This window comes from Variovorax sp. FW305-3-2-15-B-LB1 (assembly GCF_058787635.1).
Genome location: NZ_JBYSZY010000005.1, coordinates 154,617 through 169,848, shown reverse-complemented (window position 1 = coordinate 169,848; position 15,232 = coordinate 154,617). Strand labels below are relative to the sequence as shown.

General features: G+C 65.7%; 13 protein-coding genes. 11 read left to right on the top strand and 2 right to left on the bottom strand.

Going from position 1 to position 15,232, the window contains the following annotated elements; translation table 11 throughout:
* The first annotated feature begins 171 nt into the window (after positions 1-171).
* From ssuD to AC3WQR_RS05265, 11 genes are all read left to right on the top strand, one after another.
* On the top strand, positions 172-1,335 hold the full coding sequence (ssuD, locus tag AC3WQR_RS05315; protein ID WP_369631410.1) for an FMNH2-dependent alkanesulfonate monooxygenase: 1,164 nt from the start codon (positions 172-174) through the stop codon (positions 1,333-1,335).
* Positions 1,332-2,522, top strand: a complete 1,191-nt coding sequence (locus AC3WQR_RS05310) for an acyl-CoA dehydrogenase family protein (RefSeq protein ID WP_492741336.1) — start codon at positions 1,332-1,334, stop codon at positions 2,520-2,522. Before ssuD ends, AC3WQR_RS05310 begins: the two co-directional genes overlap by 4 nt.
* Before the next feature lie 346 nt (positions 2,523-2,868).
* The gene (gene msuE / locus AC3WQR_RS05305) at positions 2,869-3,477 is read left to right on the top strand and encodes an FMN reductase (RefSeq protein ID WP_492741335.1); all 609 of its coding nucleotides are present in this window, start codon (positions 2,869-2,871) and stop codon (positions 3,475-3,477) included.
* A 35-nt stretch (positions 3,478-3,512) separates the two neighbouring features.
* Positions 3,513-4,649 (top strand): dimethylsulfone monooxygenase SfnG, encoded by a 1,137-nt coding sequence (gene sfnG / locus AC3WQR_RS05300; protein ID WP_492741334.1) that lies wholly within the window; start codon positions 3,513-3,515, stop codon positions 4,647-4,649.
* Between the two features lie 68 nt (positions 4,650-4,717).
* Positions 4,718-5,548, top strand: a complete 831-nt coding sequence (locus AC3WQR_RS05295) for an ABC transporter ATP-binding protein (RefSeq protein WP_492741358.1) — start codon at positions 4,718-4,720, stop codon at positions 5,546-5,548.
* A complete protein-coding gene (locus AC3WQR_RS05290; RefSeq protein WP_492741333.1) occupies positions 5,548-6,444 on the top strand; it encodes a branched-chain amino acid ABC transporter permease in 897 nt (298 codons plus the stop codon). Before AC3WQR_RS05295 ends, AC3WQR_RS05290 begins: the two co-directional genes overlap by 1 nt.
* Before the next feature lie 3 nt (positions 6,445-6,447).
* Positions 6,448-7,452 carry a branched-chain amino acid ABC transporter permease gene (locus AC3WQR_RS05285; RefSeq protein WP_492741332.1) on the top strand — a complete coding sequence of 335 codons (1,005 nt, stop codon included), beginning with the start codon at positions 6,448-6,450 and terminating at the stop codon, positions 7,450-7,452.
* A gap of 60 nt (positions 7,453-7,512) precedes the next feature.
* Positions 7,513-8,835 carry an ABC transporter substrate-binding protein gene (locus tag AC3WQR_RS05280; protein ID WP_492741331.1) on the top strand — a complete coding sequence of 441 codons (1,323 nt, stop codon included), beginning with the start codon at positions 7,513-7,515 and terminating at the stop codon, positions 8,833-8,835.
* A 39-nt stretch (positions 8,836-8,874) separates the two neighbouring features.
* Positions 8,875-10,134: an SfnB family sulfur acquisition oxidoreductase gene (locus AC3WQR_RS05275; protein ID WP_492741330.1), complete on the top strand. Its 1,260-nt coding sequence runs from the start codon at positions 8,875-8,877 to the stop codon at positions 10,132-10,134.
* Between the two features lies 1 nt (position 10,135).
* Positions 10,136-10,912 (top strand): ABC transporter ATP-binding protein, encoded by a 777-nt coding sequence (locus AC3WQR_RS05270; protein ID WP_492741329.1) that lies wholly within the window; start codon positions 10,136-10,138, stop codon positions 10,910-10,912.
* A gap of 44 nt (positions 10,913-10,956) precedes the next feature.
* Entirely contained in the window at positions 10,957-12,198 is a 1,242-nt protein-coding gene (locus AC3WQR_RS05265; RefSeq protein ID WP_369631420.1) for an acyl-CoA dehydrogenase family protein, read from the top strand.
* Between the two features lie 416 nt (positions 12,199-12,614).
* Here AC3WQR_RS05265 and AC3WQR_RS05260 read toward each other — a convergent pair whose 3' ends face one another.
* Both AC3WQR_RS05260 and AC3WQR_RS05255 read right to left on the bottom strand, forming a co-directional pair.
* On the bottom strand, positions 12,615-12,971 hold the full coding sequence (locus AC3WQR_RS05260) for a cyclophilin-like fold protein (protein ID WP_395322657.1): 357 nt from the start codon (positions 12,969-12,971) through the stop codon (positions 12,615-12,617).
* Between the two features lie 65 nt (positions 12,972-13,036).
* Entirely contained in the window at positions 13,037-15,229 is a 2,193-nt protein-coding gene (locus tag AC3WQR_RS05255; protein ID WP_492741328.1) for a xanthine dehydrogenase family protein molybdopterin-binding subunit, read from the bottom strand.
* Positions 15,230-15,232: the final 3 nt, after the last annotated feature.

Sequence of the window (15,232 nt, the reverse complement as noted above, 5' to 3'; positions counted from 1 at the left end):
ATGCGATCCGTCTATCGATCCTCGTTTTGCTTCCATGGCAGCAATGCGCTGAGGCCGATGTGTCGCGTGCAGCAGATGTGGTGCTTGGCTGCTGCTGGAGCAGCAGAAATCGCGCGTTTCGGTATGTTCCCGCAGGCAGGGCGACTGGCACGCTAACTGCTGAACTGATGCATGCAACTTTTCTGGTTCCTCCCCACGCACGGCGACAGCCGCTACCTCGGCACCTCGCGCGGCGCGCGCACCGTGAGTCATCGCTATCTGCGGCAAGTGGCGCAGGCCGCCGACGAACTGGGCTACGAAGGCGTGCTGATTCCGACGGGGCGCTCCTGCGAAGACTCGTGGGTGGTGGCCTCGTCGCTCGCGGCGCAGACCGAGCGCCTCAAGTTCCTGGTGGCGATCCGCCCCGGCATCATTTCACCGACGGTCTCGGCGCGGCAGGCCGCGACGCTCGATCGTTTCTCCGATGGCCGGCTGCTTATCAACGTGGTGACTGGCGGCGACCCTGACGAGCAGCACGGGGACGGCAGCTTCCTCACGCATGCCGAGCGCTACGAAGTCACCGACGAGTTCCTGCGCATCTGGCGCGGCGTGGCGGCGGGCGAAACGGTCAACTTCTCGGGCAAGCACCTGCGCGTGGAAAACGCGAAGACGCTCTATCCACCGGTGCAGAAGCCGTATCCGCCGCTGTGGTTCGGCGGCTCGTCGGACGCCGCCATTGCGCTCGCGGGCGAGCAGGTCGACGTGTACCTCACCTGGGGCGAGCCGCCGGCGGACGTGGCCGACAAGATCGCGAAGGCCCGCGCTGCGGCAGCGAAGCATGGCCGCACGCTGCGCTTCGGCATCCGGCTGCATGTGATCGTGCGCGAGACCAGCGAAGCCGCATGGCGCGCCGCCGACGAGCTCATCTCCTATGTGACCGACGACACCATCGCGGCCGCGCAGAAGGCCTTCTCGCGCTTCGACTCGGTGGGCCAGCAGCGCATGGCGGCGTTGCACGGCGGGCGGCGCGACAAGCTGGAGGTGTCGCCCAACCTGTGGGCCGGCGTGGGGCTGGTGCGCGGCGGTGCGGGCACGGCGCTCGTGGGCAGCCCCGAAGAGGTGGCGGCGCGCATCCAGGAGTACGCCGCGCTCGGCGTGGAGACCTTCATCTTCTCGGGCTACCCGCACCTCGAAGAAGCGTACCGCGTGGCCGAACTGCTGTTCCCGCTGCTGCCGCTCGACCATGTGCGCCCGGCGGGGCAGGCCAACATCACGGGCCCCTTCGGCGAAGTGATCGCCAACGACATCGTGCCGTCGTCGTCGAATGAAGCCGTGCGCGAGAAGGCCGCCGCATGAAGCACTTCTCTGCAGAGGCTGGCGACGAAGTCGTGCCGTGGCACGCGACCGCGGAGCGCATCACGCAGACATTGGCACAGACCGCCGTCGAGCGTGACCAGCGCGGCGGCACGCCCAAGGCCGAGCGCGACCTGCTGCGGGCCAGCGGCCTGCTCATGCTCAGCGTTCCGACCGAACTCGGCGGTCTCGGTGCAAGCTGGCAGCAGACGCTCGACGTGGTGCGCGGCTTTGCGCGCGTCGACAGTTCGGTGGCGCACCTGTTCGCCTTTCATCACCTGCTGCTCGCGACCACGCAGCTCTTCGCGCAACGCGCGCAGTGGCAGCCGTGGATCGAGCAGACCCGCGCGCACCGATGGTTCTGGGGCAATGCGCTGAACCCGCTCGAAAAGTCCACGCGCGCGCAGGCGGTCGATGGCGGCTATGTGTTCTCGGGCCGCAAGAGCTTCTGCTCCGGCGCGAGCGACTCCGACATGCTGCTCGCCTCGGCGTTCGATGCAAACGACCGCCTGCTGATCGGCGTCGTGCCCACACAGCGCGCAGGCATTGCGGTGCAGGGCGACTGGGACAATATGGGCCAGCGCCAGACCGATAGCGGCAGCGTGTTGTTCGACAACGTTCGCGTCGACGCGAACGAACTGCTGCTCGACCCCGGCCCGCTCTCGACGCCGTTCGCCTGCCTGCGCCCGCTGCTGGCGCAGCTGATCCTGGCGAACATCTACCTCGGGCTGGGCGAAGGCGCGCTCGAAGAGGCGAAGTCTTTCACGCTGCAGCAAGGCCGTCCCTGGCTGTTCTCGACAGCCTCGTCCGCGAACGAAGATCCCTACGTGCTCACGCACTACGGCGACTTCTGGCTCGCGCTGCAGGGCGCTCGCCTGCTGCTCGACCAGGCGGCTGCGGCCTTCGACCAGGCCTGGCTGCGTGGCACTTCGCTCGACGAGCGCGAGCGCGGCCAGGTGGCTGTGGCGGTCGCTGCTGCCAAGGTCGCGAGCACGCGCGCGAGCCTCGAGGTGGCGCACCGCATGTTCGAAGTGACGGGCGCGCGCGCCACCACCGCGGCACTGCGCCTCGACCGCTACTGGCGCAACCTGCGCGTCCACACGCTGCACGATCCGGTGGATTACAAGCTGCGAGAGCTCGGCGACTGGGCACTCAATGCGCGCGTGCCGCAGCCCAGCTTCTATTCCTGAGCTTCGTCCGTCCGGCTGAAAAACGAAGGGCTTGCGACTTGAGGTCGCAGGCCCTTTGTACTTTCAGGCAGCCGCGGCGGCTGCTGCGTGACAAGCAGTTTCTCCCCTGGGTTGCTGCCTGGCGTTCATTTGGTGTGCGCATACCTATGCGCGCCAAACAACTATGGAGTACGCGCTGCTGCCCCATCAGCAATCCAACCGCAGCCTGCTGCCGATTCAGCATGCGCACAAGCCGTCATCTCGTTCTAACTTGTTGATTCATAAGGAAAAAGAAGGTGGCACGCCATTCGCTTATATCCATTGCCCTGCGAATTGATCGCAGCTTCCAAACAGAGGTCATATCAACATGAGTCGAAAACTGAAAGTCGTTGCCGTTTCCGGCAGCCTGCAACGTCCCTCGCGCACGCTGGTGCTGGTCGATGAGCTGCTGGCCGCGCTCGGCGATGGATTCGCCATCGATGCGCGCGTGATCTCGCTCGGCGAGATTGGTCCGCAGTTCGCGGGCGTGCTGTACCGCAACCAGTTGCCTGCGGTCGTCGAGGAAAGCATTGCGGCCATCGAGTCGGCTGACCTGCTGCTGGTCGCGAGCCCGGTCTATCGCGGTTCCTACACCGGCCTCTTCAAGCACCTGTTCGACTTCGTTCACCACGAGGCGCTGACCGACAAGCCCGTGCTGCTTGCGGCCACCGGCGGCAGCGACCGGCATGCGCTGGTCATCGACCACCAACTGCGCCCGCTCTTCAGCTTCTTCCAGGCGCGCACGCTGCCCATCGGCGTCTACGCGGTCGAGAAGGATTTCGAAGGCTACGAGATCGCCAACCCGGCGCTGCGCGAACGCATCGCGCTGGCCGTGGCGCGTGCCGTGCCGCAACTGCGCGACGCCTCCCCGGCCATCCCGGCCACGACGCCCGCAGCCGCTCGTCGCAGGGCCGTGCCCGTGGCGCTGCCCGCCTGAAGCCCCTTCGACCTTTACAGAGAAAGAGCCTTGCCATGAGCCAAACGCCTTCCACCCCCGCCCCCGTCAAGTTCGCCTACTGGGTGCCCAACGTCAGCGGCGGCCTCGTGGTCAGCACCATCGAGCAGCGCACCGACTGGAGCCTTGAATACAACCAGCGCCTGGCGCTCGCGGCCGAGACGGCCGGCTTCGAATATGCGCTGAGCCAGATCCGCTTCACCGCGGGCTACGGCGCGGAGTACCAGCACGAGTCGGTGTCGTTCAGCCAGGCGCTGCTGCATGCGACCACCAAGCTCAAGGTGCTGGCCGCGATCCTGCCCGGCCCGTGGAACCCGGCCGTGGTGGCCAAGCAGATCGCCACCATCGACCACATCTCTAACGGCCGTATCGCCATCAACGTGGTGAGCGGCTGGTTCAAGGGCGAATTCCAGGCCATCGGCGAGCCATGGCTGGAGCACGACGAGCGCTACCGCCGTTCCAACGAATTCATCCGCGCGCTCAAGGGTATCTGGACGCAGGACAACTTCACCTTCAAGGGCGACTTCTATCGCTTCAGCGACTACACGTTGAGCCCGAAGCCGGTGCAAAAGCCGCACCCCGAAATCTTCCAGGGCGGCAGCTCGCGTGCCGCGCGCGACAACGCGGCCAGCGTGTCGGACTGGTACTTCACCAATGGCAACACGCCCGAAGGCCTGAAGGCACAAATCGACGACATCCAGGCCAAGGCCGCACAGAACGGCCACATGGTGCGCATCGGCGTGAACGCCTTCGTGATCGCCCGCGATACCGAAGAGGAAGCGAAGGCCGTGCTGGCCGACATCATCAAGCACGCGCACGTGGAGGCGGTGCATGCCTTCGGCGACGCGGTGAAACAGGCCGGCAAGGCATCGCCGGAAGGCGAGGGCAACTGGGCCAAGTCGACCTTCGAAGACCTCGTGCAATACAACGACGGCTTCCGAACCAACCTCATCGGCACGCCACTGCAGATTGCCGAGCGCATCGTGGCGCTCAAGGCCATCGGTGTCGACCTGATCTTGACCGGCTTCCTGCACTTCATCGAAGAGGTGGAGTATTTCGGCGAGAAGGTGCTGCCGCTGGTGCGCAAGCTCGAAGCCGAGCAGGGCGCTAATGCCGGCAAGCACAGCAAGCCGGCGCTGGAAGCGGTTGCGTGAGTCTTGTGATGCGCGACGTTCTCTTCGAGGCGGGTCCGGTTTCGCTGGGTGTCGATCCGGTGGCCTTCATGCCGGCGGGCCGCACGGCGCCGGCCGGGGAAGACACCGCGACCTCGGCCGTGCTGCGGCTGGAGGGCATCGACCTGTCATTCGGCGGCGTCACCGCGCTGTCGGGCGTGGACCTCGCGATCGCCAAGGGAGAGATCCGCGCCGTCATCGGGCCCAATGGTGCCGGCAAGAGCTCGCTGGTCAATGTCATCAGCGGGCTGTACCGGCCCGACCGCGGGCGCGTGTGGATCGGTGGGCGCAGCTTCGGCCATGTGCCGACGGCGCGGCTGGCCCGGCTGGGCATCGCGCGCACCTTCCAGAACCTTGCGCTCTTCAAGGGCTTGAGCGTGCGTGACAACATCGTGCTCGGCTGCGTCGATGCGGGGCGCTCCACCTTCATCGAGCAACTGATCGGACTCGGCCGCGCACGCCGTGAACGCGAGGATGCGCGCGCACGGGCCGACGCGATCATCGGCTTTCTCGGGCTGGGCGCCGTGAGCGAGCGGCTGGCCGGCACGCTGGCCTACGGTTTGCAGAAGCGCGTCGAGCTGGCGCGTGCGCTGGTCGCCTCGCCGCAACTGTTGCTGCTGGACGAGCCGATGGCGGGCATGACCGTCACCGAGAAGCGCGAGATGGCGCATTTCGTACGCGCCGCGCGCGACGAGTTCGGCACCACCATCCTGCTCATCGAGCACGACATCGGCGTGGTGCTGGGTTTGTCGGACCGCGTGGCCGTGCTCGACTACGGCCGCAAGATCGCCGACGGAACGCCGGCCGAAGTGCGTAGCGACCCGGCGGTGATCGACGCCTACCTGGGCGTGGCCCACGACGATGCAGAGGGGCAGGGCTGATGGACAGCGCTGACTTCAGCTTCTTCACCGAGGTGCTCATCGGCGGCCTGCTCTCGGGTGTGATGTATTCGCTCGTGGCCATCGGCTTCGTGCTGATCTACAAGACATCGGGCGTGCTCAATTTCGCGCAGGGTGCGCAGCTGCTGTTCGCCGCGCTCACCTTCGTGAGCCTGGTGGAGCGCAACGTGCCTTTTGCACTGGCGCTCGCGCTGACCTTCGCACTCATGGTGCTGCTGGGCCTTGCCATCGAGCGCACCGTGCTGCGCCCGCTGGTCAACCAGCCGCCGATCACGCTGTTCATGGCGACGCTGGGCCTCTCGTACGTGATCGAGGGCGTGGCGCAGCTGGTGTGGGGCACGCAGGTGCATGCGCTGGAACTGGGCATCGCTGACGAGCCGCTGCAGTTTCTCGGCATCATGGTCTCGACCTTCGACCTGTTCGCAGCCGCAACAGCCGGCGTGATGGTCGCGCTGCTCTCGGCGTTCTTCCGCTACACCCGCGTGGGCCTCGCGTTCCGCGCGGTGGCGGACGACACCTATGCAGCGATTGCAGTGGGCCTGCGCCTGCCGCGCATCTGGGCCACGGTGTGGGCTGCGGCTGGTGTCATCGCGTTGGTGGCCGGGTTGCTGTGGGGCGCGCGGCTGGGCGTGCAGTTCTCGCTGTCGCTGGTGGTGCTGAAGGCGTTGCCGGTGCTGGTGCTGGGCGGCTTCGATTCGATCCTTGGCGCCATCGTCGGCGGGCTGGTGATCGGCGCACTCGAGAAGCTGGCCGAGGTGTACATCGGGCCTTTCGTGGGCGGCGGCATCGAGAGCTGGTTCGCGTATGTGGCGGCGCTGGCGTTCCTGCTGATCCGGCCGAACGGGTTGTTCGGGCAGAAGCTGGTCGAGCGTGCCTGAGCCATGCGTACCGTTTACGTGCCTCCATGGACCTTGCCGCTGGTCGTTCTGGTCATCGCTTTCGGTGTCGTGCCATTCGTCGCGTCCGGCTATGTGTTCGACGCGTTGCTGATCCCGTTCCTCGCGTTATCGCTCGCGGCGGTCGGGCTCAACCTGCTGACCGGCTACGCGGGCCAGTTGTCGCTGGGCACGGCGGCTTTCATGGCGGTTGGCGCTTTCGCCGCCTACAACTTCAACCTGCGGGTGGAAGGGCTTCCGCTGCTCGTGAGCATCAGCCTCGCGGGTCTGGCCGCCACGGCCGTCGGGCTGGTGTTCGGGCTGCCGAGCCTGCGGCTGCGCGGCTTCTACCTGGCGGTGTCGACACTGGCCGCGCAGTTCTTCGTGCAATGGGCGCTGACCAAGTTCAGCTGGTTCAGCAACGACAACGCCTCGGGCGTGATCGATGCGCCTGCGCTCGAAGTGGCCGGCGTCGTGTTCGACACGCCGGTGGGCCGCTACCTTTTCTCGCTGAGCATCGTCACCGTGCTGACGCTGCTCGCTTGGCGTCTCGTGCGCACGCAGACGGGCCACCACTTCATTGCCGTGCGCGACAACGAACTGGCCGCGCGCGTCATCGGCGTGCCGGTGCTGCGCACCAAGCTGCTGGCGTTCGCGGTGTCGTCGTTCATCGTCGGCGTGGCGGGCGTGCTGTGGGGCTTCGTGTACCTGCGCACGGTGGAGCCCGCGGGCTTCAACCTCGACCGCTCGTTTCAGATCCTCTTCATCGTGATCATCGGCGGGCTCGCGACGATCCGAGGCGCCTTCTTCGGCGCGGCGCTGATCGTGGTGTTCCCGCTGCTTCTCTCGCGCGTGGGCAGCTTTCTCTTCGGCGGCTGGTTCGATTCGGGCGTGCTCGACATGAGCCAGCGCATCGTGCTGGGCGCACTGATCATTTTCTTTCTCTCCGCGGAGCCGCAGGGGCTGGTCGCCCTGTGGGACCGAGCACGAAAGCGGCTCGCGCCCGCCTGAGCGCACACCACTTCCGATTCCATTTCCTTCTTCCTTCACATCCCAAGAGCCTTCATCACCATGTCCTTCATCAAGCACCTGAAAACCGCGGCCCTGGCCGCCACTCTGTCCTTGGTCGGCCTGCAGTTCGCGCATGCCGACGGCAATGAGCAATTCTTCCCGCTGCAGAGCTACCGCGTCGGCCCCTACGCGGCCGGCGGCACAGGCTTCTTTGGCGGCTTCATCGACTACCTGAACCTGGTGAACACACGGGACGGCGGCGTGGGCGGCGTCAAGCTGACCTGGGAGGAGGGCGAGACGCAATATGAAGTGGAGCGCGGCGTAGAGGTATATGAGCGCCTGAAGCAACGCCCCGGCATCGCGACCTGGAACCCCTTGTCGGTTGGCATCGCCTATGCGCTCATCGACCGCGTGACGGCCGACAAGGTGCCGCTGCTCACCATCAACCACGGCCGCACCGATACCACCGACGGGCGCGTGTTCAAGTACATCTTTCCGCTGCTGCTCAACCCGTACAGCGAAACCTCGGGCATCGTGAACTACATCGCAGGCAAGGAGGGCGGCGCTGACAAGCTCAAGGGCAAGAAGATCGTGGTGCTGTACCACGGCTCGCCCTACGGCAAGGAAACGATCCCGGTCTATGAGCTGCTCGCGAAGAAGTACGGCTTCACGCTGCAGCAGATCGAGGTGCCGCATCCGGGCAACGAGCAGCAGTCGCAGTGGCTCACCATCCGCCGCACCAAGCCCGACTACGTGGTGCTGCGCGGCTGGGGCGTGATGAATCCGGTGGCGCTCAAGACGGCGCAGAAGACCGGCTTTCCGGTCGACCACATCGTGGGCAACGTGTGGTCCAACTCGGAGGAAGACGTGATCCCCGCGGGCGATGCGGCCAAGGGCTATGTGGCGATCACCACCGTGGCGGCGGGCGCGCAGTACCCCGTGCTGCAGGACATCGCGAAGGTCGTGTACGGCGCGGGCAAGGGCAACCTGCAGGACCCCAAGCGCATCGGCAGTGTCTATCACAACCTGGGCGTGCTCAATGGCATCCTGAACGTCGAGGCCATCCGCATCGCGCAAGCGAAATTCGGCAAGCGCACGCTCACCGGCGACGAGATCCGCTGGGGCCTGGAGAACCTGAAGATCGACGAAGCGCGCGCCGCCGCACTCGGCGCCAAGGGCCTTTTCCATTCGATCAACGTGACCTGGGACAACCACGAAGGCGACGGCCGCGTGGCCTTCCAGCAGTGGGACGGCAGCAAGTGGAACGTGGTGTCCGACTGGATCGCGCCCGACTGGAAGCTGCTGCGTCCGATCATCGAGAAGTCTTCGCTGGCTTATGCGAAAGAGAAGAACGTGAAGGTGCGCAAGAGCATCGACGACTGATCCGCAAGCCCACCCGCATCTGAAAGGAAAGCTCATTCCATGTCCGCCGTTCTCCAACCCCCTGCACCCGCACTAGCCGCCGCCAACGATCCCGTGCCCGGCCTGCCACTGTCCGACACGCCCGCGCATGTGATCCGCGACGACGCCGAGGCCATCGCCGTGGCGCACGCGCTGGCCGCCCGGCTGATCGTCGGCGCCTCCGAGCGCGACCGTCTGCGCCGCTGGCCGGTCGAGGAGATCGATGCCTACTCGCAAAGCGGGCTCTGGGCTATCAACGTGCCCAAGGCCTTCGGTGGCGCGGAGGTGTCGTACGCCACGCTGGCCGAGGTGATCGCGATCATCTCGGCGGCCGACCCGTCACTCGGGCAGATCACGCAGAACCACCTGGGTTTCGTTGCCGCGGTGCGCACGGTGTCTGATGCCGCGCAGCAGACACTGTTCTTCGCCGACTTTCTTCGCGGCGTGCGCTGGGGCAATGCGTTCTCGGAGTCGGGTTCGAAGCGCGCGGCCGATTTTGAGACGCGCTTCACCGACGCGGGCGACCACGTGGTGGTGACCGGCAAGAAGTTCTATTCGACCGGTGCGCTGCTCGCGCACTATGTGCCCATCGTGGCCAACGACGAAGCGGGCAACACCTGGTACGTGGTGGCCGATCGCAATGCGCCGGGCCTCACGGTGATCGACGACTGGTCGGCCTTCGGCCAGCGCACCACGCTCAGCGGCACGGTGGTCATCGACCATGTGAAGGTGCCCAAGTCGCACCTGATCCCGGCGTTCAAGGGCTACGACACGCCTTCGGCTGATGGCGCGATCTTCCAGATCATCCAGGCGGCGGTCGATGTGGGTATTGCGCGTGGCACTATTGCCGAGACGGTCGATTTCATCCGCACCAAGACGCGTCCGTGGATCGACAGCCAGCGTGAGCATGCATGGGAAGACCCGTATTCGATCCAGGCCGTGGGCGACCTGCAGATCCGCCTGCATGCGAGCGAAGCGCTGCTGGAGCGCGCGGGCCGCGCCATAGACCGCGCGGTGGCCGCACCCGGTGCCGACAGCGTGGCCGCAGCGCAGATCGCGACGGCCGAGGCCAAGGTGCTCTCCACCGAAATCGCGATCCTGGCGACCAACAAGCTTTTCGAGCTGGCTGGCACGCGCTCGACGTTGGGCCAGTACAACCTGGACCGCCACTGGCGCAATGCGCGCACGCACACGCTGCACGACCCGGTGCGCTGGAAGTACGCCATCGTGGGCAACTACTTCCTCAATGGCGTGAATCCACCGTTCCACGCGTGGAGCTGAGGTGACGGCCCCCTTGTTGCGCATCGAGGCGGTAGCGGCCGTGTATCAGCGCTCGATCGTCGCGCTGCACGGCGTGAGCCTGGAGGTGCGCGTCGGCGAGATCCACGCGCTGCTCGGCGCCAACGGGGTGGGCAAGTCGACCACGCTCAAGGCGGTGTCGAACCTGCTGCCGGCCGAGCGCGGTGAGGTGACGGCCGGGCGCATCGTCTTCGACGGGCGCGACACCGGCCGCACGAGCCCGGCCGACCTCGTGAGGCTGGGCCTGGTGCAGGTGCTGGAGGGCCGCCACTGCTTTCGCACGCTGACGGTGGAGGAAAACCTGCTGACCGGCGCGCTCGGGCGCAGCGCGCGACGCGCGGAAGTCGCCGAAGACCTTGCGCGGGCCTACACGATCTTTCCGAAGCTCAAGGACCGGCGAAAGACCCTGGCGGGCCTAAGCTCCGGCGGCGAGCAGCAGATGACGGCCATCGGTCGCGCGCTGATGTCGCGGCCCCGGCTACTGGTGCTCGACGAGCCGTCGATGGGCCTCGCGCCGCTCGTGGTGCGCGACATCTTCGAGCAGCTGCGGCGACTCAACCGCGAGGAGGGCCTGTCGATCCTCGTGGCCGAGCAGAACTCCACCGTGGCGCTGCAGTACGCGGACCGCGCGACCGTGCTCGATGCCGGCGTGGCGGTCTTGAGCGGTGACGCGCAGGCGTTGCGCCAGCGCGCCGACATCCAGTCTTTCTATTTCGGCGAAGGCGATGTAGCCGGCGCTGTTTCCCACGCCGCGGTCTGAAGGCCCGGCACCTTGTCCCATCCGTTTTATCAGGAGTTCGCACCATGAGCCTCACGCTCGAGCAAGCGCTCAAGACCTCGCCCTGGCAAGGCAAGCCGCGTCCGGCCGACGCACCCCAGTGGCTGGCCCGCGCCGCCGAGGTGGCCGCCATCCTCGCGGTCGACCAGGTCGCGCGCGACCGCCAGCAGGCGGTGCCCACGGCCGAAGTGCAGCTGCTCAAGGACGCGGGCCTTACCACGCTGCTCGGCCCGGTACAGCATGGCGGGGCGGGGCAGTCCTGGGACACGGCCTATAAGGTGATCCGCATCGTGGCCTCGGGCGACGGCTCTATCGGCCAGCTGCTGGGCTATCACTACCTCTGGGCCTGGGCGGTGCACCTGGTGGGTACGTCGGAACAGATCGACGCGGTGGAGGCGCTCTACACGGCCAACGACCTGTTCTTCGGCGGCGCGGTGAATCCGCGCGACGGTGATCTGGTGATCACCGAGGTCGACGGACAGCTGGCCTACAACGGCCGCAAGTCGTTCTCGACCGGCTCGAAGGTCTCGGACCTCACCGTGCTCGAAGGCGTGCTGCAAGGCACCGACAAGCACATCTTCGCGATCGTGCCGTCGAAGCAGGACGGCATCCGTTACCTCGACGATTGGGACCACCTGGGCCAGCGCCTGTCCGAATCGGGCGGCGTGATCATCGAGGACGTGCGCATCGACTGGGCGAGCGCCGCGGGCTATGTCGACAAGGTCTACCAGAGCCGCACCTACGAGACGCTGAACCTGCCGGCGATCCAGCTCGTGTTCGCGAACTTCTACCTGGGCATCGCCGAGGGCGCGCTGAAGACGGCCGCGGGCTACACGCGCGAGAAGACGCGCGCCTGGCCCTACGGCGGGGACAACAAGGAGGCTGCGAGCGATGAGTGGTACATCCTGGAGGCCTACGGCACGCTGCAATCGCGCCTGTGGGCGGCGGAAGAACTCGCCAACTCGGCCGGCGCGGAAATCTCCGCGCTGCTGCACGCCGAGCGCGATGCCCTGACACCCGAGGCCCGCGGGCGCGTGGCGGTGCGCATTGCGGCGGCCAAGCAGGCGGCGGTCGACATCGGGCTGGAGATCGGCACCAAGGTGTTCGAGGTCACTGGCGCGCGCGCCACCTCGAACGCGGTGGGCCTGGACATCTTCTGGCGCAACATCCGCACGCATTCGCTGCATGACCCCATCGCCTACAAGCGGCGCGAGGTGGGTGCCTATGCGCTGAGGGGGCAGATCCCGGAGCCAAGCTGGTATACCTGAGAAGTAGTCATCACCGAGGAGAAGGATGCAAGCGCGTTGTTTGCATGCGAACCAAACGCCGGTTCAACCGGCGATAGCCTGGGATTTCGGCCACTTGTGGGCCGACCAACGAATGGCAACTGGGTGTTTGCGTGCCTGTGGTTATCGCCGGTTGGGCAACAGGCTCATCGTTGGAGCGGACGTGGGTTGCATCAGCGACGCTTCGTTGGGGCAGGGCATGGTCCCACAAGCCGACATACGGTACGTCGCGCGTGTTGGACGGCTGCTTCAGACTGTTCTCGGTCGTTGGCAACGATCCCATCGAACGACAGCTTCGGCGCTGAAAACGGCCAGTCGCGATGACGTCGCAATGGACTGGCTCAATCTGAAGCGCTCGTCGAAACGCTGCCCTCGGATTGCCAGCGGCCTTTTCCAACTTAGACCAAGTACAGGTCCGCGACCAAACTGTCTTGATTGCATTTGCTTAAGCGATCAAGCCCTGATTGAAGACGCCCAAGGCGTACCAGTCCGTCTGAAGATGCGCCATCTTGGTAAAAGAAAGCAATGTTTCCCCACGGAGCGTAGAAGCAAATGTCCCCCGATGACGGCGTATACGAAATCGGGGCGCCTTCAGTTGAAAGCTTGCGCGGCAGATCTGCGATCTTCTCTGTTGCCTCGTAGTCTTGGAAATGCAGCGTCATGGGAAGAAGCGAGGCGAAATCCGCTGCACTTGGACTGGTGTCAAGCTCTCCAGTTGCAACGACAGCACCGTCAACGACGATGTTGAGCTTCATTCCGCTCTTTTGTCTCGTCGAGCCAGAAGAATTAATTGCATCAGGTGGTCTGTCGCTCGGCGTAGTCAAATCAGTTTCTCCGGTGTGATCGGAAGATCGCGCACACGCCTGCCAGTGGCATGAAAGATCGCGTTGGCGATGGCGGCGGGAATCCCCACCATGCCCAGCTCGCCCATGCCCTTCACGCCCAGCGGATTGACGATGGTGTCTTCTTCCTCGACGAAGATGGTTTCGATGGAATGGATGTCGGCGTTCACCGGCACGTGGTAGTGCTGCAGGTTGGCATTCATGATTCGGCCGTAGCGGTGGTCGATCTCGGTCGCTTCTTCCAGTGCCATGCCGATGCCCCAGACCACGCCACCGATCTCCTGGCTGTGGGAGGCGAGCGGATTCAGGATCTTGCCGCAGGCCGTGACCTCGATGACGCGAGTGACCTTTACCGTACCCAGGTCCGGATCGACCTTCACCTCGACGAACTGCGCGCCGTGCGCGAGCGAGGCGTACTTCGCGCGCTCGGGCGACGGTGACGAGTCGTAGGTCTCGGCGATCTCGCTCGTGCCGGTGTGGCGCATGACCTCCGCGATGACGACCGAGCGCGACGGATCGCTCTTGAGGCGCAAGACGCCATCGAGCATTTCCACGTCCGCTGCGTTCGCGCCCTTCAGCGGCGACGCTGCATCCCGGTTCGCAAGATCCAGCAGCTTCGCGACGATGGTGAGCGCCGCACCTCGCACCGCCGAACCCACGCTGGATGTTGTCCACGAGCCGCCCTGCGCCGGCGCCTTCGGCTGCCGCGTGTCGCCTAGCTCGAAATGCACCTGGTCTAGCCGAAGACCGAGGAACTCGGCCGCGATCATGGTCATCACCGTGTAGGTGCCCGGCCCGATGTCGCTGGTCGCGCTGGTCACGCTCGCGGTCCCATCGGCACGGAAGATGACGCGTGCGCTGGCGGGCATCTGCATCGCACCCCACACGCTGGAGGCCATGCCCCATCCCACCAGCAGGCGGCCGTCGCGCATCGAGCGTGGCTCGGCCTTGCGGTTCTTCCAGCCGAACTTCTCGGCACCCAGGCGATAGCACTCGCGCAACGCCTTGCTGGAGAAGGGCTTGCCGCTTTCAGGATCGACTTCGGCGTAGTTGACGAGCCGCAATTCCATCGGATCGATCTTGAGCGTGTAGGCCAGTTCGTCCATGGCGCATTCCAGCGCGAACATGCCGCTCACCGCGCCGGGCGCGCGCATCCACGTCGGCGTGGCCAGATCCGTTGCCGCGACCTTCAGCGGCGCATGAAGATTGGGGCAGGCGTAGAGCTGCCGCGTGAAGCCGGTGGTCGAATCCGAGAACGCCTCGAACGACGAGGTGTTGTGAAACGCCTCGTGGATCATCGATGTCAGCTTGCCGTTGCGGTCGGCGCCCAGCGCGATCTTCTGGATGGTGTTTGGCCGGTAACCGTGTCCGGTGAACATCTGGGTGCGTGTGTAGACCACCTTGACCGGGCGCTTGAGTTCACGCGCCGCCATCGCCGTCAACGACGGGTAGTAGTTCGGCTTGAGCGATGCACCGAAGGCACCACCGACAAATGGCGACACCACGCGAATGTTCTCCGCCGGCACGCCCAAGCTTTCTGCCAGATGCTTCTGCACGCCGAAGACTTCTTGCGTCTTGTCGAAGATCGTGAGCTGATCGCCCTGCCAGAGCGCGATGGCCGCGTGCGGCTCGATCGGGTTGTGGTGGTTGATCGGAATGCGGTACTCCGCCTCGACCTTGACCGCCGCGGCCTGCATCGCGGCGACCGGGTTGCCGCGGGGCGTGCCCTTTGCCGTGGCGGGGTCCGGCTGCGCGCGGTCCAGCACCGTCGAGAAGTCGGTGTTGTGCGACTCGGTCTGGTAGGTCGTTTTGACGAGCCGCGCCGCATACCTTGCCTGTTCGTAGCTCTCGGCCACGACCAGCGCGATCGGCTGGCCGTTGAAGAAAACGCGGTCCGATTGCAGCGGCCACGACCACGCTGGTGCTGCACCGGCCGCGGGTGCCGGACCGAGCCTGCCCGCGTTCAGATGCGTGAAGACACGGATCACGCCGCTCGCCTGTTCGGCTTGGCGCGTGTCGATGGCGGTGATGCGGCCCTTGGCCACCGTGCTCAGCACGATGAAGCCGTAGCTGACATTCGGGATCTGGAACTCTGCCGTGTACTTCGCCTTGCCGGTGACCTTGGCGAGCCCGTCGACGCGGGTCGTTTCCTTGCCTAGATAGCGTGCCATGTG